The organism is Variovorax sp. 160MFSha2.1 (genome assembly GCF_048305075.1).
Classification (GTDB): Bacteria; Pseudomonadota; Gammaproteobacteria; order Burkholderiales; family Burkholderiaceae_C; genus Variovorax; species Variovorax guangxiensis.
Genome location: NZ_CP157624.1, coordinates 53,563 through 74,718 on the forward strand (window position 1 = coordinate 53,563; position 21,156 = coordinate 74,718).

Here is a 21,156-nt window from a genome sequence, read left to right on the forward strand (position 1 = left end):
CCGGCCTGCATCCGGCTGGCGCACAATCCGGGGTTGGGCCATGCCACAAGGCTTGCTATCCGGGCGCCGTACGCTATAGAAAAAATAGCGACCGATGCGCCTCGCGGTGTCTTGAATGCGCGGCATGCGCCTTGCAGATGGCCTGTCCCGGGCCGCGCCCGACCCCTTTGCCCCGATGCCGATCCGTCCCCTGAGCGCACTGACCGCGCTGTTGCACGTCTATATCGCGCTGCGCCTGCTGCCCGCGCTCGCCGTGCTCACGCCCGCGTGGCCGCTGGCGCTGGTCGCGCTGGCGGTGTCGGCGGCGACGATTCCCCTGCCTTTCGTGTCGCGCCGCGGCACCCGCGAACGCTCCGGAAACGGCAGCGTGCTCAAGTGGACCGGCCTGATCAGCATGGGCTGGTTCTCCTCGATGTTCGTGCTGACGCTGGTGCGCGACGCCGGCCTGCTGCTGGCCTGGCTCGCGGGCGCCGTCGGCGGCGTGCAGGTGCAATGGGCCACGCTGCTGCCGTGGAGCGCGCTGGCGGTGCTGGCGATGGCCACGGCCACCTCGGCCGTCGGCTTCCTGAACGCGCGCCGCACGGCCGGCGTGAAGCGGGTGGAGGTGCCGATCCGCGGCCTGCCGCAGGCGCTGGAGGGCTTCAGCATCGCGCAGCTCAGCGACATCCACGTGGGGCCGACGATCCGCAACAGCTACATCCAGCGCATCGTCGACGCGGTGAACCGCCTGGGCGCGGACGCCATCGCGATCACCGGCGACCTGGTCGACGGCAGCGTGCCCGAGCTGCGCGAGCACATCGCGCCGCTGGCCGGGCTGCGCGCGAGGCACGGCACCTTCGTGGTCACGGGCAACCACGAGTACTACGCGGGCGCGCATGCCTGGATCGACGAGCTGCGCCGGCTGGGCCTGAAGGTGCTGCTCAACGAGCACGTGGTGCTGCAGACGCGCAACGTGCGCGGCGCGCAGACCGATGAAGAGCTCTTCGAAAGCGCGCTGGTGCTGGCCGGCGTGACCGACTTCACCGCCGGACATTTCGACGCGGCGCACGCCAGCGACCCGCACTTGGCGCTGCACGACGCGCCGCCGCTGGTGCACACGCGCGTGCTGCTGGCGCACCAGCCGCGCAGTGCGCCGCTGGCGGCTGCGGCCGGCTACCAGCTGCAGCTGTCGGGCCACACGCACGGCGGCCAGTTCTTTCCGTGGAATCTTTTCGTGCCGATGCAGCAGCCCTTCACGGCCGGCCTGCACCGCCTGCACGACATGTGGGTCTACGTGAGCCGGGGCACCGGCTACTGGGGCCCGCCCAAGCGCTTCGGCGCGCCTTCGGAGATCACGCTGCTGACGCTGGTGCCGGCGAAGGCCTGAAGTTCAGGATTCTTCGAGCCCCGACAGCCGGCGCGCGTTCGACGTGGCGGCGGCGTGGATGGGCGTGAGGCCCTGGCGCGCGATGCGCGCCGCGATCTCGGGCAGCTCGCCCGCCGCATCGACCGTGTCCGCCGCCGATTGCACGAAGGCGTCGCCGTGCGCGGCCGCCTGCGCGGGCGTGACGCTGCCCGCGAGCGAGAAGAAGGCCGTCGTGCTCCGCAGCCATTGCTGCAGCACCCGGTTGGCCAGAGAGAAGTGGCTGCTGTGCCACTGCCGGGCCATCGCGAAGCCCGACTCGCTCGCGGCATCGAGCTTTTCCTGTCCCATGAGCTGGAACTCGGCAAGGTCGTCCGCGCTGGGCGCGAGCCCCGCACGGGCCATGCGCTCGGTGCGCATGCCGATCACGAGGCCGGAGGACAGCAGCATCTCGTGGGTCTTGAGCGCCAGGTCGAACCACTGCTGCATGAGCGGGCCCTGGAGGCGGACAACTGGACTTGAAGAAGAAGAAGACGACATGTTGGACGGGCCGTGAAAGAGGCCGAGGGCACTATAGGCGTGGGCCGGCGGAAGCGGTTGGTGCACAAGAACAACAGTTCTGCATTTTTGTTGATCGAGTCCTACTTTCCGATGTGGAAATTACGTGCCGGGCAGGTGCGAACAGCGGCGGAGATTGAAGATGGCCTCTCGATTCCATCCAGTGCATTCGCCCGCCACATCATGAGATTTCACACCTGCCTGCCTGCCGTCGCAACCGCTCTGGTCGCGGGTCTTCTCGGTCTGGCAGGTACCTGCGCCCACGCCTTCGAGGACAAGGAGCGCGGCTTCTACGTCGAAGGCGGCCGTGCGCCGCACGGGGAGAGAGGCGCCACCAATTCGGCCACGGTGGGCATGACCATCCCGTGGTCGCCGCGGCAGCCGGTGCAGGAGGGCGCGCTCACCACCTACTGGGACCTGTTCCTGAGCAACTGGCATGCACCGGCGCTGGGCAACGGTCCGCACGACTACGCGCAGATCGGTGCGATCTACACCTGGCGCTACCGCTTCGACCACGGCGGCTCGCCCTGGTTTGCCGAAGGCGGCGTCGGCGGCAGCGTGATGGACCACGTCTACAGGACGCCCGACCGCAGCTTCAGCACCGCCTTCCAGTTCACCGAGGTGATCGGCATCGGGCGCAGCTTCGGAGAACACGGCGCGCACGAACTGACGCTGCGGCTGCAGCACTTCTCCAACGGCGGCATCAAGAAGCCCAACCCGGGCGAGAATTTCGTGCGGCTGCGCTACACGTATCACTTCTAGCTAGCGCCCGCCACGCAGCGCGGGCGCGCGCAGCCGCCGGGCCCGCGCCTCGGTGAGCAGGTAGCCCAGCGCGGCCACCGCCAGAGGCAGCAGGTAGTAGAGCCCCCTGTACGCCAGCAGCGCGCCGAGCAGCTGCGCCTGCGGTACCTCGTGCGAGAGCAGCGCGACGAACACCGCCTCCAGCACGCCGAGTCCCGCCGGCACGTGCGTGAGGACGCCGGCCACCGCCGCCACGAGCAGCACCGCGAGCACCTGCGCATAGGCCACCTGCCCCTGCAGCAGGAACCAGATCACGCCGCCGATCAGCGACCAGTTGGCGCACGACATCGCGAGCTGCAGCAGCGCCATGCCGAACCCCGGCACCTTGAGCCCGAACCCGCGCACGCGCCACACGTGCCCGCGCGCCAGGGCGCACATCACCAGGTAGGCCAGCGCAACCACCAGCAGCGTCGCGCCGAGGACGCGCAGGCCCTCGCTGCCGATCTTCCATTCGGGCGGCAGCGTCATTGGCCAGAAGCAGAAGGCGGCGCCGGCCACCACGAGGTAGCCCAGCCAGTTGGTCAGCATGCTGAAGCCGAGCACGCGCGTGATGGTGTCGTTGGAAAGCCCCAGCCGCGAATAGAGCCGGTAGCGGAAGGCCACGCCGCCCACCAGCGAGCCGAGGTTGAGGTTGAAGGCGTAGCTGATGAAGGTCACGCCCATCACCGTGCCCGTGCCCAAGCGGTGTCGCGTGATGTGCCGGCCCAGCAGGTCGTAGGTGCTGTAGAGGGCGAAGCTGCAGGCCGCCAGGGCGCCCCCCGCGAGCAGGGAAACCGCGGGCAGCGCGCGGATCGCGTCGAGCACGTCCTCCCAGTCGATGACGAGCGCCTGCCGCACCAGCAGCCACGCGATCAGCGCGAAGAAGCCCCACACCGCGGCGCGGCGGGCCCAGGGCCACCAGCTGTGGCGCGAAAGGGCCAGGGTGCTCATCGGAAGGCGCTCCTGTTGCGGTTCGGGCGGTCCGGGCCGTTCAGGCCGCTTCCGTCTGCGTGGCGCCGCCCGTCGGGTTGCTGCGCCCGGTGTCGCGCCGGCTCGCGAGGTCGGTGGCTTCGGCCGGCGTCAGGCGCGGCACGTGGCGCGGCAGTCGTCCCAGCAGGGCCGGGTACCAGCGCAGGATGTGGAACACGAAGAAGCTGCGCACCAGCCGCCAGCCGCTCCATTCGCTGGCGAGGTCGGCCGCCTGCACCTGCTTGCAGCTGTGCTGCATCAACCTCTCCATTCGCTCGGCCAGCACGTTGTTGAAGGCCTCGTCGCGCACGACCACGTTGGCCTCGAGGTTGAGCGAGAGGCTCAGCGGATCGAGATTGCTGGAGCCCACGGTGCTCCACCTGCCGTCCATGAGCGCGACCTTGCCGTGCAGCGGGCGGTCGCAGTACTCGTAGATGCGCACGCCCGCGTGCAGCAGATGGTGGTAGAGCATGCTGGCCGCGGTCTTCACGATCGGCATGTCGGGCTCGCCCTGCAGGATGAGCCGCACGTCCACGCCGCGCCGCGCCGCGCGCCGCAGCTCCTTGATGAGCCGGTAGCCCGGGAAGAAATACGCGTTGGCGATCACGATGCGCTCGCGCGCGGCGCGGATCGCCGCGCGGTACTGCCGCTCGATGTCGTTGGTGTGGCGCCGGTTGTCGCGCGTGACGAACATCGCGTCGGCCGTGCCGGCGGACTGCGCATGCCTCGCATCGGGCAGCTGGCGCAGCCTGCGGCGGAACCAGCCCGCGCCCTTGCCTCCGAGAGCGATCGCGCGCAGCACGAACTGGTGGATCTCGCCCACGATCGGGCCTTCGAGCTCCACCGCGTAGTCCTGCTTGGCCATCGGGCCGTAGTCGAGCAGGTGGTCGGCCGAGTAGTTGATGCCGCCGACGAATGCGCGCTCGCCGTCGATCACCACGATCTTGCGGTGCATGCGGCGGAACACGTTGAGCCGCTGGCCCATGAAGCGGCGGCCCGGGTCGAACACACGCACCTTCACGCCGGCCGAGGTCAGGCCCTCGATGAATTCGCGCGAGAGATCGGGCGAGCCGAAGCCGTCGATCATCAGGTCGACCTTCACGCCGCGCAGCGCCGCCTCGCGCATGGCGGCATGCAGCTGCAGGCCGACCTTGTCCTCGAACAGGATGAAGGTCTCGACGATGGCCTCGCGCCGCGCCCGGCGGATGGCTTCGAACACGCGCGGGAAGAACTCCTCGCCGTTCTCCAGCAGGCCGATGCGGTTGCCGGCGATCCAGTGGTTGTCGTTGACGTTGTTGTCGCTCATGGCGGCGTGCTCACAGGTCGATGTCCGCCACCAGCGGCGCGTGGTCCGAAAGATGCGACCACGGCCTGCGTGGCAGCACCACCGGCGCATGCGCGCCGGCGTTGCGCACGTAGATGCGGTCCAGCGAGAGCACCGGGAAGCGCGCCGGAAAGGTCCGGGCCGCCCGGCCGGTGGCGTGCACGAACACCTCGCGCAGCGAGGCGCCCTTTTCGAGGATGTCGTGCGCACGGCCGCGCCAGTCGTTGAAGTCTCCCGCCACGATCAGCGGCGCCTCGGCGGGCACCTCGTCGCGCACGATGTGGCACAGCAACTCCAGCTGCTGCTGCCGGTGCGCCTCGGCCAGGCCGAGGTGGGTGCAGATCACGTGCACGTCGACCACGCGGCCCGGCAGCCGCAGCACGCAGTGCAGCAGGCCGCGCTTCTCGGGGCCGCTGACCGACACGTCGTGATTGCGGAAATGCACGATGGGGAATTTGGAAAGCACCGCATTGCCGTGGTGCCCCTTCGGATACACCGCGTTGCGGCCGTAGGCGAACTGCGGCCACATGGTGTCGGCCAGGAACTCGTAGTGCGGCGCCTCGGGCCAGTTGCTCACCCGGCGCGAATGGCGCGAGTGCGTGCCCAGCACCTCCTGCAGGAACACCACGTCCGCGCCCACGGTGCGCACGGCGTCGCGCAACTCGGGAAGGATGAACCTGCGGTTGAGCGCGGTGAAGCCCTTGTGGGTGTTCACCGTCATGACCTTGAGCGAAGTCGGCGTGACCTGCGCTGCCGGCTGGCCATTGGCGACATCGGCCGCGTCGGCGGCATCGGGCATGGTGGCGTCGGGAATGATGGGCGTGGAGGACATCGTCATGCACGTTGTACGTGGCCGCGCCCGTGCTGACTGTAGGAACGCGCCAACTTCTTCCCGCCGCCATCCCGCCGCCGCCTTCGTGCCCGGACGGCCGGCTCCTACAGGCACGCCTGCCGCACCCCCACACGGGCGGAATTTCGAGGCTTCTACGGTGAATTCACGGTTCGGAAAAAGGCAGCCCGCCTTTCAAGGAACAAGCCACAAGGAGTACCCCATGAGACACAAGACAGCTTTCCACGCCACCGTTCTCGCCGCGCTGCTGGGCGCGGCGGGCATCGCGATGGCGCAGACCACGTCCATTCCCGCCCAGCCCGATCCCTCGGTCGGCGGCGAAGCCAGCACCATGACGCCGGCCGGCGTCGCCAATCCGCCGCAGCGGCCCGACAACTCGATGCCGCTGTCGCGTGAATCGGTGAAGGCAGAGGCCCGCGCGCACAACCGCAACAACGCCAACAACCCGGTGCCCAAGGGCGAGGTGACCACCACGGTCAACAGCCAGCCCAACGCCATGCCGCCGCCCACCGGCGAGATGTCGCGCGCCGAAGTGAGCCAGACCGGGCGCAAGGTGAAGCCGCAGTTCGGCCAGAAGGGCGAGCGCCCCGACGTGGTGACGAACCCCACGGACAAGACGGGTACGCCGAAGTAGGCACAAGGGCCCATTGAGCCCATGAGCCCATGAGCCCATGAGGCAAAAAGCCCGCAGCGCTTTTCGCGTTGCGGGCTTTTTTGTTGCTGCCTCCGGGCAGCGATCGATCAGCTCTTGGCGGGAGCCGGCGGCGCGCCGCGATGGCCGCCGTCATGGCCACGGTGACCGCGCGGGCCGCCGAAGTGGGCGGTCTCGGCGTCGAAGGTCTTCTGCTGGTCGGGAGACAGCGTGGCGTAGAAGGTCTTCGTGGCCTCGGCGCGCTTGGCGAACATCGCGCTGCGCTCGGCCTGGCGGGCCTGCATGCGTTCCAGGCGCTCCGGCGTGGTCAGCTTGGCGAACTCGGCGCGGTCCATGTGCGGACGCGGACCGGCGGGCGGCTGCGTCGCGCTGGTGAAGGTGCTCCATGCGCCTTCCTGGGCCGAGGTGAGCTTGAGCTTTTCCTTCAGGGCGGCGAGACGCTTGGCGCGGTGTTCCTTCATGCGCTCCATGCGCTGGGCCGGATCCATGCGCTTGTGCTGCGCCTTGGGCGCGGCGGCGTTGTCGGCCTGGGCCACCGCGGCGGTGGGCGCGGCTGCGGAGGGAACGGCAGCCGGCGCTTGAGCGAAGGCGCCCGAGGAGGCGAGGGCGGCCGAACCGAGCAGGCTGGCCCAGACGATGCGTTGGCGAAGAGAAATCATGAGAAGTGCTTCCTTTCGAAGAAGCCCGCCGCCGATGGGCAGCAGGTGAGAGGAAGTGTGGAAGAGCTCTGTATCGCATCCGTTAGCCCGGCGTGAGCTTGCGTAAAGAATGATGAACAGGGCCCGTGGAAGCCGCCTCCTGCGTGATTTATCGACTCTTTTCCTCCTACTTGGGCCGGGGCCGCTTCAGTCCGCGGTCGGGAGGCTGCAGCCGGCCCGCGCGCAGTTCGGCGACCGCCTTGCCCATGGAGCGGGCCGCCTGGCGCACTTCCTCCTGCACGTCGGCATCGGCGTCGAGCGCCTCATGGCTGGTGGCGTAGGGCTCGTAATAGCCGATGTAGCGGTCCAGCCACGATTGCGTGCCGGCCTCGATGAGGCCCATCCAGTCGAGCCAGTCGCAGAGATTGCGGCGCACGCTCTCCACGCCGGCCACGTCGCCGTGCACCACCACGCCGTAGGCGCGGCCGTCGAGGTGCCTGGGATAGCCCCAGCCCTCCAGCTCCAGCGCCTTGGCCTCATCGGGCTTCTTGCCGTGGGTGCTGGTGGGGTCTGGGTTGCCTCCGTCCGCGCACACCAGGCGGTCGATCATGAGCTTCAGCGGGCTCGCGGCCTGGTACCAGTGCGTGGGCGTGAGCAGGATCACGCCATGCGCGGACACCCAGCGCTCGTAGATCTCGTTCATCCAGTCGCCGGTCTGGCGCAGCGAGTGGTTCGGATAGCAGCTGCAGGGCCAGTGGCACAAGGGCATGGCGGTGGAGACGCAGCCCTTGCACGGGTGGATCTGCCGGCCGTATTCGGAAGTCAGCAGGCTCAGGTCGAGCAGGTCGGTCTCGATGCCGCTGCCGTCCAGCACCTCGCGCGCGATCTGCGCCAGCCGCCAGGTCTTGGAAACCTCGCCGGGGCAGGTACCGTCGTTGCGCGGCGAGCCGATCACCAGCAGCACTCGTGACGCCGTCTGCGGCTGGCTCCAGGCCGCCTGCGCGGCGTCGATGCGCGCCTTGGCCTCGAGCCAGTCGACCGAAAGTTCGTACTCGGGGTCCGCATAGCCGGGCCCGGCCTTGCGGGTGACGGGCGACTTGCGGCCTTCCTCGTAGGCCTCCCAGGCGATGAGTTCGATGCGCCGCAGCGAATCGGCCTCGGCGCGGAAGGCCGGGTCTTGAAAGGGCTGCATGAAACGTTCATGGAACTCGGCGCGCTGCAGCGTCTTCGGCGCCTGTCCTTTCCGGATCGTGGGAGGCATGTCGCAATCTAGGCTGCCCGCGCGGCAACCGGAGCCCGTGCCCGATGCCGTCTTCCGGTAGGCGGGCGACTACAGCAGCCTCAGCCCAGCTTCCCGTTCTGGAAGTCGTGCACCGCCTGCCGGATCTGCTCGGGCGTGTTCATCACGAAGGGGCCGTACTGCGCGATGGGTTCGTTGAGCGGCCTGCCGGCTATGAGCAGCGCGCGCGCCGGGCTGTGGTTGGTCGCGCCGGCGCGCAGCACCACGCCGTCGCTGCCCGGGTCGTTGGCGAGGATGGCCATGCGCCGCGTCGGGATCTCGCTGCCCGCGATCCACAGCGATTCGCGGAACACGTAGACCAGGGCGTTGTGGTCCTGCGGCAGCGGCTGCGCGAATTCGGCGTTTGGCGGCAGCTCGATGTCCAGGTAGAGCGGCTCGGTGTGCTCGCGCCGCACGGCGCCTTCGATGCCGTGGCTCGCGCCCGCGATCACGCGCACGCGCGCGCCGCCGGTGGTGGTGAATTCGGGAATCTCCGCGCTCTGGATGTCGCGATACCAGGGCTCGCGCATCTTGTCTTTCGCGGGCAGGTTCAGCCAGAGCTGGAAGCCTTCCATCAGCCCTTCTTCCTGCTCGGGCAGTTCGCTGTGCACGAGGCCGCGGCCGGCGGTCATCCACTGCACGCCGCCGTTTTCCAGCAGTCCTTCGTGGCCCGCGCTGTCGCGGTGGCGCATGCGCCCGGCGATCATGTACGTGACGGTCTCGAAGCCGCGGTGCGGATGGTTGGGAAAGCCGCCGATGTAGTCGCCCGGGTTGTCGCTGCCGAAGGCGTCGAGCATGAGATACGGGTCGAGCCGCTTCTGCAGGGGCTGCTGCAGCACGCGGGTGAGCTTCACGCCGTCGCCATCGCTGGTGGAAACACCGGCCACGATGTGGTCGATGCCGCGCGGCGTGGCGACGGGATCGGTGGGGTGATTGGCGTGGGGGTTGGCGTTCGTCATGCGTCCATGGTGGCACTAACGCCCGCGCCGCGCCACCCGCGCGCTGTCAGCCGACGGCTCGTGCGGCCTGCAGCTTCAGGGCCATTGCTGGCGCTGCCAGTAGCTGTATTTCCACTGCGTCCCGAAGCCGGCGCGGCGGTACAGCGACAGCGCCGCCTGGTTGTTCGCATCGACCTGCAGGAACACGCGCTCGAAGCCCCGTTCCGACGCGGCCTGCGCCAGCCCGGCCAGCACGCGCCCCGCGAGGCCCCGGCCGCGCTGCGCCTGGTCGGTGCGCATGCCGTGCACGCTGGCCCAGCCGTGGCCGAAGGCCATCGCGCCGGCGGCCACGGTGCGGCCGCCCTCGCGCACGCTGGCGTAGAGCGTGCCCTTGGCGCGCGAGAGCATGCGCACGCGATGGGCGCCGTCCACGGGGTCGAAGCCCTCGCCGAGGAACAGGGCCGACCAGGCGTTGTCGGGCGCGCGGTCGACGTCGGCCAATGCGCCGCCCGGCGCGGCCACCTGCCGCATGCGCTGCACCGAGCCGATCTGCACGCAGGTGGGGCTGTCGGCCATGTAGTGCCTGCGCTCCAGCTCGGCGCGCAGGCTGTCGAAGCAGGATGCGTCGGCAAGCCGCAGCGCGGGCGCGGCCTTGCGGCTGTCGTAGCGGTCCTCGATGCGGTCGAGCGTGGCGGCCTCGACCGCGCCGCGATGCAGCGGCACGGCCGACTTGGCGCGCTTGACGGTGCCGCTGGCGAAAGGCAGCAGCCAGCCGTCGATTTCCTCGGTCAGGTCGGGCGACACCGCCGTGATGGTGGCGCGTTCGATGGCTTCGATATCGGTGGCGCCCAGCACGGCTGTGTTCGTCATTGCGTTGCGGCCTCCGGCGCCATGAATTTCGCCGCGGCCACGCTCTTGAGCAGGGCCTCGCGCTGGTTGCGGCTGATTCCGCGGATGCCTTCGGCGATCCATTTGACGCGGTCGGCGTCGATCTGGCCGTCGCGGCGCCATTGCTCGAGCACGGCCTGCGGCTTGTGCAGCATGGCTGCGAGCCACACGGCCTGTGCCGGCTCCAGCGTGCGCGCGCTGCGCTTGAAGTAGCGCCTGGCCGCAGCCTCGGCGCCGCAGAGATTGCCGCCCCAGGGCGCGTTATCCAGGTACAGCTGCAGGATGCGGGCCTTGCCCAGCGTCTGCTCCATCTCGACCGCGTAGAGCAGTTCGCGCAGCTTGCGCTCGGCCGTGCGGTCGCTGCCCGTCACCAGCAGCTTGGCGAGCTGTTGCGTGAGCGTGCTGCCGCCGCGCCGTGTCTGGCCGGGCTTCTGGTTGTTGTCGATGGAGGCGAGGATTTCCGTCAGGTCGTAGCCGCCGTGGGTGAAGAAGCGCTGGTCTTCGGCAGCGATGACGGCGCGCGCCAGCCAGCTGTCGTTGGCCAGCTTCGCCGAGGGGCCACAGCTGGTGCGCGCGCCCAGCATGGCCTCGGTGCCCAGCCCTTCCACGGTGAACTGGCTGATGGCCGGCTGCACCGCGAAGGTGGCTTCGGGCAGCACGAGCTGGCCGCGCAGCGCCAGCGTGCCGCCGATGCGCGCGCGCTGCAGCTCCGGCAGGGCGGGCACCAGCACCGCGTACCAGCGGGCGATGGGCGCGTCCTGCACGCTGGCGTTGAGGTGGATGTTCTTCGGCATGAGCCTGCCGTCCCAGTGGCCTTGGAGCTGGCTCGCGTCGTTGCTCTGCGGCGTGGCCTCGAAGGTGCCGTTGAGCGTGTTGCCGTCGCGCTTCACCGTGGCGACCAGGCGATCGACGCGGATCGGCTGGGTGCCCAGCGCCGGCACCTCGGCGCTGCAGGGCGCGCACTGCATTTCCAGCAGTTCGCCGGCCGGCTTCCAGGCGAAGCGCACGGTGCCGAATCGGGTGCCGAACGAGCGGCCGTCGAGATACGGCGCGAACCATGTCGAGGTGGCCACGCGCACCGCCGTCGGCACGCCGATCTCGAAATTCAGCGGCCCCGCCTTCACCGTGGTGCTCCATTCGCCGGCAGCCGGCGCGAGCGCCAGCTTGACTATCAAAAAGATAGCTACACAGGCCGTAATGACCAGGGCCAGCAGGCCATAGAGCACGAATCGCAGGGTCTTCTTCACAGGCAGGTTTCTCAGATCGGTCTCGCTACGGTGACAGCTTGCCACGGCCCATGCGATTGGCCGCTGGCTGCTGCCCAGTACCAGCTTGAAGTGTCAGTGAAAGCCGTGCCCCGGGCGTCGACGATGCGCTCGCAGACGCGGATTTTTTGCGCTCCGTGCCGTTGAGCAACAAAACAGCGCCACATGCGCTCGCGCGCGTCGCGTTCCAGGCGCGCCTGCTCGATGCGGTAGCCCAGTGCGCGGTAGCAGTCGGCGGCCGGATGCAGCATGCGCGTGGGCTGGCTGACCTCGCGCATCACCAGCGTCTGGGTGCCGTCGGTCATGCGGCCGATGGCGCCGGGGAAGCGGTCCGCGAAACGCTGCTCCACGTCGCTGAGCGCCAGCGGGCGCAGCGCGGCGCCGTCCCATTCGCTGGGCCATTCGTGCGACGCGACGGCGGGTGCCATCGGTTCCGCCGGCGTGCGCAGGGCCGCCATGGCCGACCACAGCATGCACAGCAGCATCGCGAACGCGAAAGCGGTCTTGTGGCCGATGCGGTTGATGAAATGGTTTGCGAACCAGCGCTCAAAGAACGGTGTCGACATGGCGGCCTCCGTGGGTGGTGATCAGGCCCGGAATGGGCAGTTCGGCGGCTTCGGGCTCGGCGCGTGCGGGCACCATCAGCCGGGCGATGGAGCCGCAGACCACCGCCAGCACCACGAGGCCCAGCGTGTTGTGCGCCCACGGGGCGAGCGGATGGCCGGCGCCCTCGAAGGCGATCAGCACGCTATTGCGCACGATGTTCCCGGCAAGCACCAGCAGGCCGACCATCGGCAGCCGCGCCATGAAGTCCCGGCCGCTGCGCGAAGCCCACAGCGCGACCGCGCAGGCCGTGAAGTAGCCCAGCCACACCATCTGCACGCCCGAGCAGGGCGCATCGACGATCACGAGGCGGCCGTCGACCGCCAGGCTCGCGCCTTCGCGCGCCACGTCGAAGCCCGGCGACAGCAGCCAGCGGCTGACCTCGGCCGTCACCACGCGCAGCGGATAGCCCGCATAGAACTGCAGCGAGGAGAGCAACGGCAGCGCGAGCACCGCGAGGCCGGCCACCGGCAGTGCCGCTACCTTGCGCGGCAGGAAGGCCAGCAGCCCGCAGGCCAGCGCCAGCACAGCGATCAGCCCGGCCGCGAGCGGTGGCAACGCGGGCATGAAGCCGAGCCCCGTGCGCATCAGCGTCGCGAGCACGGTGCCCGCGCCGGCCAGCGCGAGCCAGCCCAGCCGGGGCGACGCGCGCAACTCGCGCCGGCGGCTCCAGGCCAGCGCTGCGAGCGCGACCAGCGCCAGCAGGCCCAGCGGATCGTCGGAGCCGTCGCGCATGCGCTGCGCCATCCAGACCCAGGTGGGCATCAGCGCGATGAACTGCAGGCCGATCCAGCCGGCAGCCGGCGTGCGGTCGATGTGGATGCCCCAGTCCACGATGCGCGGATGGCGGTGGGCAAGCATTGCCAGAGACATTCTTTTCTTTCTTACGGATGGATCAGGCAGTGAAGCGGCGCGCGTCGTTGCGGCGCGCGCGGCGGCGCAGCATGGCGAGCATCGACAGCACCACGACGATGGCGCCCAGCGATTCGGGCTCGGGCGTGCTCGGCACCTCGGCGCCGAGCGCCAGCTCGCTCACGCCTTGCGGCAGGGGCAGCGGCTGGTTCACGTCCACGCTGTCCTGCGGTGCGACGTTGCGCACCACCTTGTCGACGGCGATGAAGCTCGTGTATTGGGTGAGCAGGCTGTACCTCAGGCCCAGCTCGGTGATGCGGTCCTTCAGGGCCGTGCCGCCTTCCAGCGTCTCCTGGTCGCTCAGGCTCTGGATGCGGTGGCGCGCCCACAGCGTGCGCAGCGCGGCCGTGTCCTGGCGGGTGCTGCCGTCGATGCGCACTTGCTGGCGGTAGGGGCCGCTGGCGCCCTGGCCTTCGATGATCACGCGGCCTTTTGCCTCGCCGCGCCACTTGCCGAACACGATCACCGGTCGTTCGCCGAGCACGTCGGGCAGCGCCTGCGGCTCCACGTCGTACACATCGAGGCCGCCGAAGGTGGCCTTCACGTTCGTGAGCACCGGCGACTCGACCATGCGGCGGAAGCGCGCGGCCTGCTCGGGGGCCTGGACCGGGTCGGTGATGATGAAGGGCTCGCCCATGCCGGCGCGCGCAATGCCTTCCATCAGGCTGCGGTTGACCGAGGAGCCGATGCCGAAGGCGAACACGTTGGCTTTCGACAGGTTGTTGCGCACCAGCTCGAAGGCCTCGCGCTCGACCGTCACGTAGCCGTCGGTCACCACTACCACGGTGCGCGACACGTTCTCTTCCTTGGGTTCTGCATACACGCGCTTGAGCGCCGGAATGAGCTCGGTGCTTCCGCTGCCGCTGTAGTTCTTGATGGTGGCCAGCGCCTGCTCGATGTTGGCGCGCGTGGCCGGCACCGACTTGGGCGACAGCATCTTGTTGCTACCCGAAAAGAGCAGCACGTTGAAGGTATCGCTCGGACGCAGGCCGCCGATCAGGCGTTCGAGCACCGTCTTCGCGGTGTCGAGCGGAAAGCCGTGCATCGAGCCCGAGATGTCGACCACGAAGATGTAGTCGCGCGGCGAGATCGCGCTGGCGGCCACGGCCTTGGGCGGCTCGACCATGGCGAGGAAGAAGTTCTCGGCGTTCTCCCCCTGGCCCTTGTAGAGCATCAGGCCCGATTCGATCTTCTCGCCCGCGAGGCGGTAGTCGAGCACGAAGTCGCGGTTGTCGGCGGGACGGCCGTCGGCGGCGAGCGCGATGTCGGCGTGCTGGTCCTCGTCGCTCTTCTTCACGTCGATGGTGTGCGTGGCCGAGCGGATCTCCTTGATGCCCATCGGCGTGTCGATGGTGGCCTTGAGCCTGAAGCTGGTGCCGGCGGCGGTGCCCGCGGGCAGCGTGGGCTGCGCGACCCACTTGGCCTGCGCGTTCTCCGATTGCGGCGAGTTGTAGCGCGGGCCGACCACGGTCGGGAACACGAACTGGTAGTTGCCCGACTGCGGCACCAGCAGCTCGGTGTAACGCAGCTCCACCTTCACGTCGTCGCCCGGCAGGATGTTGGCGACGTTCATCTGGAACACGTTGGGCAGGTGCTGCTCGAGCAGCGCGGCAGTCTTGCCTTCCTTCTTGGCCGTGTCGTACTCGATCTGCGCCTGCTGCTTCTCGCGGATCTGCGCGGTGATGAGCCGGTCGGCCAGCCGTACGTTGAGGCCGCTTACCGCGGCCTTGGTCGAGCCGGGGAACACGTACTTCGCCTCGATGGCGCGCTGGCCTTCGTTGCGGTAGGTCTGCGTGACCGTCACATCGGCGATCACGCCCGAGATCTTCACCGAGACCTCAGTGCCCTTGAGCGGCAGGCGGTCGACCGAAGGATCGTCGCTCTTCACGAAGAAATAGGGGCTCTCGGTCTTCAGGCGCGGACCGGCGGGCGCTTCCTGAGCGTGCGCCGGGCGCACGCCCATGGCGATGAAGCCCGCGGTCGCCAGGCTCACGGTGGCGAGCCAGAGCCAGCGGCCGGGACGTGGGGTGGTTTGGGCATCCATGGCGGGGGTCCTTGTCCGTGCGAACTTGCACGGCCGCAACTTTCTCCAGCGCGCGAGAAGCCAGTTGGAAGGCGTCTTGAAGTCGCCGACAGCCCGCATCCGCTGTGTGAAGTCTGTGTGAAGCGAGGCGGCCCGGGCCCTTCACACGGCCTTCGGGTCGCGCGGCGAGCATCGCGGCCACCGCTACAGACGAGGAGAGAAAAAATGCTTCAGTTGCTCAGGGTCGTGATGAGTTCCATGCTGGCCAAGGTCGCCGGCCTGCTGTTCCTGCTGCTGCTGCTGTGCATTCCGCTGGGAGAGATCGATTCGATCAACCGCGCACGCGGCGAGAGCCAGCGAGAGGCGGCCAGCGAACTCGCCGCCACCTACGCCGGGCGCCAGACCATGGTCGGCCCGCTGCTGCTGGTGCCCTACGTGGAGCGCTGGATGGAGCCGCTGCGCAACGCGCAGGGCAAGGTGATCGGCCAGGAACCGCGCAGCAAGGAAATGGCCCACGTGGTGTTCCCCGACAAGCTGCACATCGAGGGCACGATGGCGCCGCAGGAACGCTATCGCGGCATCTTCAGGATTCCCTTCTACACGCTCGACGCCACGCTCAGCGGCGGCTTTGCCGCCTTCGACCCGAAGGCCGTGTCGCACAGCGAGACCGACTCGAAGATCGAATTCAAGGCCCCGCTCATCGCCTTCAACGTGAGCGACCTGCGCGGCCTCGATGGCTCGCCGACCATGACCATGGGCAGCGAAGCCCTGCGCTTCAGGCAGCGCGTGCCCGGCCTGGATGACGATGCCTGGTTCGCCAACGGCATCCATGCCCCCGTCACCGGCGCCGCGCTCGCCGCGTGGCAGGCCGGCACGCCGATTCCCTTCGAGATGAAGCTGGGCCTGGTCGGACAGGACACGCTCGCCATCGCACCCATCGCCGAAGAAACGACCGCGCACCTGAGCTCGCCCTGGGCACACCCCAGCTTCGGCGGCCGCTTTCTCGCGGCCCAGCGCAGCGTGACGCCGCAGGGCTTCGATGCCCACTGGCGCGTTTCCTCGCTCGTGACCTCGGCGCGCGAACAGGTTCGCGCAGGCCTCTCGGGCCGGGGCGGCGCAGTGGATGTGGCCAGCAGCGCCGACGTGGCAGCGACGGCTGCCCCCGCTGTCCCGGCACGTCGCAACCTGGGCCCTTTGCAGACCTTCGACGTATCGCTCGCTCAGCCCATCAACGTCTATTCGATGAGCACGCGCGCGGGCAAGTACGGCGTGCTCTTCATCGGCCTGGTGCTGATGGCCGCCTTCATGTTCGAGTTGTTCCGCAAGCTGCGCCTGCATCCGATCCAGTACGGCCTGGTGGGCCTGTCGATCGCGCTCTTCTTCCTGCTGCTGCTGGCGCTGTCCGAGAAGTTCGCCTTCTGGATGGCGTACGCGAGCGCCGCCTCGGCAAGCGTCGCGCTGCTGGCCGTGTACTTCAGCGCGGTGCTCGGCGGCTGGCAGCGCGGCCTCTCGTTCGGCGCGTTCGTGGCGCTGCTGTACGGCGCGCTCTACGGCCTGCTGGCTTCGGAAAGCAATGCGCTGCTGCTGGGCGCGCTGCTGATCTTCGGCATGCTGGCCACCTTGATGCTCGTGACGCGCAAGGTCGACTGGTACGCGCTCTCGCGCCGCAGCGAAGCCGCGCCCGTGGCTGTGCCCGAGGCGCAGACGGCCGCATGAGGCTGCTGCGGGTCATCGCTGGTGCATCGGGCTGGCTGGCGCTGGCCGTGCTGTGGTTCTGGGCCTGGCACCTGAAGGACCCGCACCTGCGCTTCATGCGTGCCTGGGAACTGCCGCTGCTGCTGGCTTTTCTTCTTGCGGGCATCGCGCTCGCATGGCGCTACGCACGAGGCAGGCTGCGGCCCGTGGCACTGGGACTGGCATTCGCAGCCCTGCTCACGGCGCTGTGCAACGAAGCGATGTCGCGCCAGCATCGCGCCGAGGTGAATGCGATGGAGGGCCCGCTCGCGCAGGCGGTGGGCGCGCATTTCATCGTCGGCTATGACGACGCGAAGGAGTTGCGCGAACTGGCACGCAAGGGGCTGATCGGCGGCATCTTCGTCACCGGCCGCAATGTCAGGGGCCGCACGGCCGAAGAACTGCGCGACGAGATCGCGGGCCTGCAGGCGCTGCGCCGTTCGGCCGGCCTGCCGCCGCTGATCGTCGCAACCGACCAGGAAGGCGGCGCTGTCTCCCGCCTGTCCCCATTGATCGAACGCCAGCCCGCGCTCGCCTCGCTTCTCGATGCCGATCTGCCAGAAGACGAACTCGCCCAGAGCGCCCATGCCTACGGCGCGCAACAGGGCAGGGCGCTCGCCGATCTGGGCGTCACGCTCAACTTCAGCCCGGTGGTGGACCTGCGCACCGGCCGTGCGCCGGGCCGCTGGGACTTCCACACCCGCATCGACGAACGCGCCATCTCGGCCGACCCGGCGGTCACCGCGCAGGTGGCGCTCGCTTACGAACTGGGCCTCGAGTCGGCAGGCGTACGAGGCACGCTCAAGCACTTTCCCGGCCTGGCCGGCGTGACCGAGGACACCCACCATTTCGCCGCCGAACTGCGCACGCCGGTCGCCCGGCTCGCGGCGCACGACTGGAAGCCGTTTCAAGACGTATCGAAACATTCGGATGCGGCCATCATGCTGGGCCATGTCATCCTTGAGGAACTCGACGCCGCTTATCCGGTCTCTTTCTCGCGCAAAATCGTACAGCGGGTGATCCGAGGCGAACGGGGCTACCAGGGCCTGCTCGTCACCGACGATCTCACGATGGCCGCGGCCTACAACCGCGGTCTTTGCGACGCCACCGTCCGTGCCCTCGACGCCGGGGTGGATCTTCTTCTTATCGCCTTCGACCACGACAAGTACTTCGACGCGATGCATTGCGCGCAGCGTGCTGCGCGGCAAGGCACGTTCGAGCTCCGGAAGCCGGAACGCGCAGGCGCGCCGCGGCTCCAACCCTTTCGCTAGCCAAACAGGCATTTCCCATGTTCAAACGCACAAACTCCAAGGCTCCCGGCGACGACGGCGCGGCGCCGCGCGATTCCCGCCTCGACTGGAAGCGCATCGCCGGCTGGGGCGCCATCGGTGTCGGCTCCGGCGCGCTGGTGGTGCTGGTCGCGGCCATCGTCGCCGTGGTGACCATCTACCCGAAGCTGCCCGATGTCTCGGAGCTTTCCGACTACCGCCCCAAGCTGCCGCTGCGCGTGTATTCGACCGAAGGCCAGCTGATCGGCGAGTTCGGTGAAGAGCGGCGCAACCTCACGCCCTTCGCCAACATCCCGAAGGTGATGAAGGACGCGGTGCTGGCCGTGGAGGACGCCCGCTTCTACGACCACGGCGGCGTCGACTACAAGGGCTTCGTGCGCGCGGCCGTGGCCAGCCTGAAGGGCGGACGCAAGCAGGGCGCCTCGACCATCACGATGCAGGTGGCGCGCAACGTGTACCTGAGCTCCGAGCGGACCATGAGCCGCAAGACCTACGAAATCCTGCTGGCGATGCGGCTGGAGCAGCAGCTCACGAAGGACCAGATCCTCGAGATCTACCTGAACCAGATCTACCTCGGCAACCGCGCCTACGGTTTCGCCGCCGCGGCCGAGACCTACTTCGGCAAGCCCTTGCAGAACATCACCATCGCCGAGGCCGCGATGCTCGCCGGCCTGCCGAAGGCGCCCGGCGCCAACAACCCGGTGGCCAACCCGCGACGCGCGCGTGCGCGCCAGCTGTACGTGATCGACCGCATGCAGGAGACCGGCTTCATCACCGCCGAGCAGGCGGCCGCCGCGAAGAAGGAAGAGCTGCACCTGCGCGATGCGGCCGACCCCAACCGCCTGCATGCCGAATACGTCGCCGAGACGGTGCGCCAGATGATGTACGCGCAGTACGGCGACAGCATCTACACCAGCGGCATGAAGGTCTACACCTCGATCGTGGCGGCCGACCAGGCTGCGGCCTACAGGTCGCTGCGCAAGGGCATCATGGACTACGAACGCCGCCAGCCCTACCGCGGGCCCGAGAAGTTCGTCGACCTGCCGAGCGAGCAGAAGGAAATCGACGAAGCGGTGGACGACGCGCTGGCCGAGCACCCCGACAACGGCGACGTGATCGCGGCCGTGGTGCTCGATGCGAGCACGAAGGAAATCAGCGCGGTGCGCGCAAACGGCGAGACCATCCAGATCACGGGCGATGGTTTGAAACCCGCGCAGTCGGGCCTTGCCGCGAAGGCGCCGCCCAACATCAAGATCCGTCGCGGCGCGGTCATCCGCGTGGCGAAGACGCCGAAGAACACCTGGGAAATCACCCAGCTGCCCGAGGTGGAGGGCGCCTTCATCGGCATGGATCCGCGCAGCGGCGCCATCAAGGCGCTGGTGGGCGGCTTCGACTACGGCAAGAACAAGTTCAACCACGTGACACAGGCCTGGCGCCAGCCGGGTTCGAGCTTCAAGCCCTTCATCTATTCGGCCGCGCTCGAGAAGGGCTTCACGCCCGCCACCGTGGTGAACGACGCGCCGCTGTACTTCGACGCCAGCGCCAACGGCGGCCAGGCCTGGGAACCCAAGAACTTCGAGGGCACCTACGAAGGTCCGATGCCGCTGCGCAACGCGCTGATGAAGTCGAAGAACCTCGTCACGCTGCGCGTGCTGCAGTCCATCGGCACTCCCTATGCGCAGGACTGGGTCACCAGGTTCGGCTTCGACAAGGACAAGCAGCCCGCCAACCTGCCGATGGGCCTAGGCGCAGGCTCGGTCACGCCGATGCAGATGGCGGTGGGCTACTCGGTGTTCGCCAACGGCGGCTACCGCGTCAATCCCTACCTCGTCACGCGCGTCACCGACCTGCGCGACAAGGTCATCATGGAGACCGAGCCGCCAGTGCTCGACGAATCGCGCCGCGCCATCCCGCAGCGCAACGCCTTCATCATGGACTCGCTGCTGCAGAGCGTGGTGCGAAACGGCACCGGCTTCAAGGCCTACCAGGCACTCAAGCGCGACGACCTCTACGGCAAGACCGGCACCACCAACGATTCCTTCGACACCTGGTTCGCCGGCTTCCAGCCGACGATGGTCGGCATCGCATGGGTCGGCTACGACACGCCGCGCCAGCTCGGCGTGCGCGGCGAGACCGGCGGCAGCCTTAGCCTGCCGATCTGGACCGGCTACATGCAGACCGCGCTGCAGGGCGTGCCCGTGACTCACCCGGCCCAGCCCGAGGGCGTGGTGAGCATCGACGGCGAGTGGTACTTCGACGATTTCACGCCGGGCCACAACGTGGCGAGCCTGGGCCTGGAGAGCAGCGACACGCTGCCGCCGCCGGTCGAGCAACTCACCGGCGCGCCCGTCGGTGCGCCGCCCCCGCCGGAGGAACGCAACCGGATCCTCGATTTCTTCCGGTAGCCGCACTTCTTCGAGAAACCGGAAGCGAAGGCGGGTTCGCGGTGCCTACACTCGGTACCGCTTCCCGCCTTTTCCTTTTTCTCCTTCTTCCGCATCCATGGAAATCCTCACCCTGGTGGCGCTCGTCGCCGCCGGCTTCTACATCCTCAAGTCCAGGGAACAACGCCTGCGCATCGCCCTGCTGGCGAGCCACCTCGGCCGCTACCAGATCGAAAAGCTGATGGAGAGCCTCACATCCGGCTACATGCGCTGCCTCGGCGAGGACGACGCCGAGCGCCGCCGCCAGATCTGGCAGATCCTGGACAGCACAGAGGAAAAACTCTCCGGCCAGATCGATGGCTTCGCAGCCGAGTTCTCGCGCATGCCCGAACCCGTCACCCGCGTAAGCAAGCTGCCCGTGGCCATTCCGCTCTTCACCCAGTTCTTTCCGTCGGCGGCCTTCGACATGCGCCAGGCGTTGCTCATCCACGCACGCGGCATCGCCGGCGTGATGCGCAACGAAGCAGGCCGCACACCCAAGTCCAAGGCCTACATGATGTCGGCCGAACTGTTCCTGCTGCAGCACACCTGCCACTGGTATTGCCGATCGAAGACGGTGGCGTCGGCGCGCATGATCGGGCAGCACCAGACGCAGTACCTGCAGGCACTGCGTGCGGTGAGCCCGCAGACGCGCGAAGCCTATTGCGCGCTGATCGGGCGCTGAGCTT

General features: G+C 68.6%; 19 protein-coding genes. 7 read left to right on the top strand and 12 right to left on the bottom strand.

Translation table 11 applies throughout. The features are described from left to right. Positions 1–115: 115 nt before the first annotated feature. The gene (locus ABL838_RS00125; RefSeq protein ID WP_126020798.1) at positions 116–1,366 is read left to right on the top strand and encodes a metallophosphoesterase; all 1,251 of its coding nucleotides are present in this window, start codon (positions 116–118) and stop codon (positions 1,364–1,366) included. 3 nt (positions 1,367–1,369) lie between these two features. Here the strand turns inward: ABL838_RS00125 and ABL838_RS00130 are convergent, their stop codons facing one another. Continuing rightward, a complete protein-coding gene (locus ABL838_RS00130) occupies positions 1,370–1,831 on the bottom strand; it encodes a polyhydroxyalkanoate granule-associated phasin (protein WP_418123542.1) in 462 nt (153 codons plus the stop codon). Between the two features lie 252 nt (positions 1,832–2,083). On the opposite strand from ABL838_RS00130, the gene ABL838_RS00135 reads away from it, so the two are divergent. Next, positions 2,084–2,662, top strand: a complete 579-nt coding sequence (locus tag ABL838_RS00135; protein ID WP_418123544.1) for an acyloxyacyl hydrolase — start codon at positions 2,084–2,086, stop codon at positions 2,660–2,662. On the opposite strand, the gene ABL838_RS00140 is transcribed toward ABL838_RS00135, so the two are convergent. Genes ABL838_RS00140 through ABL838_RS00150 form a run of 3 tightly spaced genes read right to left on the bottom strand, consistent with a single transcriptional unit; the run spans position 2,663 to position 5,805 of the window. After that, complete coding sequence (locus tag ABL838_RS00140) at positions 2,663–3,631, bottom strand: lysylphosphatidylglycerol synthase domain-containing protein (protein ID WP_184639103.1); 969 nt, start codon at positions 3,629–3,631, stop codon at positions 2,663–2,665. Between the two features lie 40 nt (positions 3,632–3,671). Continuing rightward, positions 3,672–4,955, bottom strand: coding sequence for a cardiolipin synthase ClsB (gene clsB / locus ABL838_RS00145; protein ID WP_369660212.1), 1,284 nt, complete (start codon positions 4,953–4,955; stop codon positions 3,672–3,674). Positions 4,956–4,965: 10 nt separating this feature from the next. Beyond that, positions 4,966–5,805 carry an endonuclease/exonuclease/phosphatase family protein gene (locus ABL838_RS00150; protein WP_375792094.1) on the bottom strand — a complete coding sequence of 280 codons (840 nt, stop codon included), beginning with the start codon at positions 5,803–5,805 and terminating at the stop codon, positions 4,966–4,968. Positions 5,806–6,025: 220 nt separating this feature from the next. On the opposite strand from ABL838_RS00150, the gene ABL838_RS00155 reads away from it, so the two are divergent. After that, on the top strand, positions 6,026–6,457 hold the full coding sequence (locus ABL838_RS00155; RefSeq protein ID WP_418123546.1) for a serine/threonine protein kinase: 432 nt from the start codon (positions 6,026–6,028) through the stop codon (positions 6,455–6,457). A 107-nt stretch (positions 6,458–6,564) separates the two neighbouring features. On the opposite strand, the gene ABL838_RS00160 is transcribed toward ABL838_RS00155, so the two are convergent. From ABL838_RS00160 to ABL838_RS00195, 8 genes are all read right to left on the bottom strand, one after another. Next, positions 6,565–7,134, bottom strand: coding sequence for a Spy/CpxP family protein refolding chaperone (locus ABL838_RS00160; protein ID WP_369660211.1), 570 nt, complete (start codon positions 7,132–7,134; stop codon positions 6,565–6,567). Positions 7,135–7,300: 166 nt separating this feature from the next. Further along, positions 7,301–8,374: a flavodoxin family protein gene (locus ABL838_RS00165; RefSeq protein WP_418123547.1), complete on the bottom strand. Its 1,074-nt coding sequence runs from the start codon at positions 8,372–8,374 to the stop codon at positions 7,301–7,303. Positions 8,375–8,454: 80 nt separating this feature from the next. Further along, complete coding sequence (locus ABL838_RS00170; RefSeq protein ID WP_184639096.1) at positions 8,455–9,351, bottom strand: pirin family protein; 897 nt, start codon at positions 9,349–9,351, stop codon at positions 8,455–8,457. A gap of 75 nt (positions 9,352–9,426) precedes the next feature. After that, positions 9,427–10,200, bottom strand: coding sequence for a GNAT family N-acetyltransferase (locus tag ABL838_RS00175; protein WP_418123548.1), 774 nt, complete (start codon positions 10,198–10,200; stop codon positions 9,427–9,429). Further along, positions 10,197–11,465 (bottom strand): biosynthetic peptidoglycan transglycosylase, encoded by a 1,269-nt coding sequence (locus ABL838_RS00180; RefSeq protein WP_418118585.1) that lies wholly within the window; start codon positions 11,463–11,465, stop codon positions 10,197–10,199. The genes ABL838_RS00175 and ABL838_RS00180 overlap by 4 nt, the downstream gene beginning before the upstream one ends. 11 nt (positions 11,466–11,476) lie before the next feature. After that, positions 11,477–12,049, bottom strand: a complete 573-nt coding sequence (locus tag ABL838_RS00185; RefSeq protein ID WP_369660209.1) for a hypothetical protein — start codon at positions 12,047–12,049, stop codon at positions 11,477–11,479. After that, the gene (gene xrtQ / locus ABL838_RS00190) at positions 12,030–12,959 is read right to left on the bottom strand and encodes an exosortase Q (RefSeq protein WP_418123550.1); all 930 of its coding nucleotides are present in this window, start codon (positions 12,957–12,959) and stop codon (positions 12,030–12,032) included. The genes ABL838_RS00185 and xrtQ overlap by 20 nt, the downstream gene beginning before the upstream one ends. A 22-nt stretch (positions 12,960–12,981) precedes the next feature. After that, on the bottom strand, positions 12,982–15,042 hold the full coding sequence (locus ABL838_RS00195; protein WP_418123551.1) for a VIT and vWA domain-containing protein: 2,061 nt from the start codon (positions 15,040–15,042) through the stop codon (positions 12,982–12,984). Between the two features lie 204 nt (positions 15,043–15,246). Between ABL838_RS00195 and creD the strand changes: the two genes are divergently transcribed. The 4 genes from creD (at position 15,247) to ABL838_RS00215 (ending at position 21,152) form a co-directional block, all read left to right on the top strand. Continuing rightward, entirely contained in the window at positions 15,247–16,737 is a 1,491-nt protein-coding gene (gene creD, locus ABL838_RS00200) for a cell envelope integrity protein CreD (protein ID WP_418123552.1), read from the top strand. Next, complete coding sequence (locus tag ABL838_RS00205; RefSeq protein WP_418123553.1) at positions 16,734–18,026, top strand: glycoside hydrolase family 3 N-terminal domain-containing protein; 1,293 nt, start codon at positions 16,734–16,736, stop codon at positions 18,024–18,026. Before creD ends, ABL838_RS00205 begins: the two co-directional genes overlap by 4 nt. A 17-nt stretch (positions 18,027–18,043) precedes the next feature. After that, entirely contained in the window at positions 18,044–20,449 is a 2,406-nt protein-coding gene (locus ABL838_RS00210; protein WP_418123554.1) for a penicillin-binding protein 1A, read from the top strand. Between the two features lie 97 nt (positions 20,450–20,546). Further along, positions 20,547–21,152: a hypothetical protein gene (locus tag ABL838_RS00215; RefSeq protein WP_126020766.1), complete on the top strand. Its 606-nt coding sequence runs from the start codon at positions 20,547–20,549 to the stop codon at positions 21,150–21,152. Positions 21,153–21,156: the final 4 nt, after the last annotated feature.

What these genes read in the sequence shown, in the direction of transcription:
- ABL838_RS00125 (WP_126020798.1), top strand. Translation starts at nt 116, where the DNA reads ATGCGCGGCATGCGCCTTGCAGATGGCCTGTCCCGGGCCGCGCCCGAC.
- ABL838_RS00130 (WP_418123542.1), bottom strand. Translation starts at nt 1,831, where the DNA reads ATGCAGCAGTGGTTCGACCTGGCGCTCAAGACCCACGAGATGCTGCTG.
- ABL838_RS00135 (WP_418123544.1), top strand. Translation starts at nt 2,084, where the DNA reads ATGAGATTTCACACCTGCCTGCCTGCCGTCGCAACCGCTCTGGTCGCG.
- ABL838_RS00140 (WP_184639103.1), bottom strand. Translation starts at nt 3,631, where the DNA reads ATGAGCACCCTGGCCCTTTCGCGCCACAGCTGGTGGCCCTGGGCCCGC.
- clsB (WP_369660212.1), bottom strand. Translation starts at nt 4,955, where the DNA reads ATGAGCGACAACAACGTCAACGACAACCACTGGATCGCCGGCAACCGC.
- ABL838_RS00150 (WP_375792094.1), bottom strand. Translation starts at nt 5,805, where the DNA reads ATGTCCTCCACGCCCATCATTCCCGACGCCACCATGCCCGATGCCGCC.
- ABL838_RS00155 (WP_418123546.1), top strand. Translation starts at nt 6,026, where the DNA reads ATGAGACACAAGACAGCTTTCCACGCCACCGTTCTCGCCGCGCTGCTG.
- ABL838_RS00160 (WP_369660211.1), bottom strand. Translation starts at nt 7,134, where the DNA reads ATGATTTCTCTTCGCCAACGCATCGTCTGGGCCAGCCTGCTCGGTTCG.
- ABL838_RS00165 (WP_418123547.1), bottom strand. Translation starts at nt 8,374, where the DNA reads ATGCCTCCCACGATCCGGAAAGGACAGGCGCCGAAGACGCTGCAGCGC.
- ABL838_RS00170 (WP_184639096.1), bottom strand. Translation starts at nt 9,351, where the DNA reads ATGACGAACGCCAACCCCCACGCCAATCACCCCACCGATCCCGTCGCC.
- ABL838_RS00175 (WP_418123548.1), bottom strand. Translation starts at nt 10,200, where the DNA reads ATGACGAACACAGCCGTGCTGGGCGCCACCGATATCGAAGCCATCGAA.
- ABL838_RS00185 (WP_369660209.1), bottom strand. Translation starts at nt 12,049, where the DNA reads ATGTCGACACCGTTCTTTGAGCGCTGGTTCGCAAACCATTTCATCAAC.
- xrtQ (WP_418123550.1), bottom strand. Translation starts at nt 12,959, where the DNA reads ATGTCTCTGGCAATGCTTGCCCACCGCCATCCGCGCATCGTGGACTGG.
- ABL838_RS00195 (WP_418123551.1), bottom strand. Translation starts at nt 15,042, where the DNA reads ATGGATGCCCAAACCACCCCACGTCCCGGCCGCTGGCTCTGGCTCGCC.
- creD (WP_418123552.1), top strand. Translation starts at nt 15,247, where the DNA reads ATGCTTCAGTTGCTCAGGGTCGTGATGAGTTCCATGCTGGCCAAGGTC.
- ABL838_RS00205 (WP_418123553.1), top strand. Translation starts at nt 16,734, where the DNA reads ATGAGGCTGCTGCGGGTCATCGCTGGTGCATCGGGCTGGCTGGCGCTG.
- ABL838_RS00210 (WP_418123554.1), top strand. Translation starts at nt 18,044, where the DNA reads ATGTTCAAACGCACAAACTCCAAGGCTCCCGGCGACGACGGCGCGGCG.
- ABL838_RS00215 (WP_126020766.1), top strand. Translation starts at nt 20,547, where the DNA reads ATGGAAATCCTCACCCTGGTGGCGCTCGTCGCCGCCGGCTTCTACATC.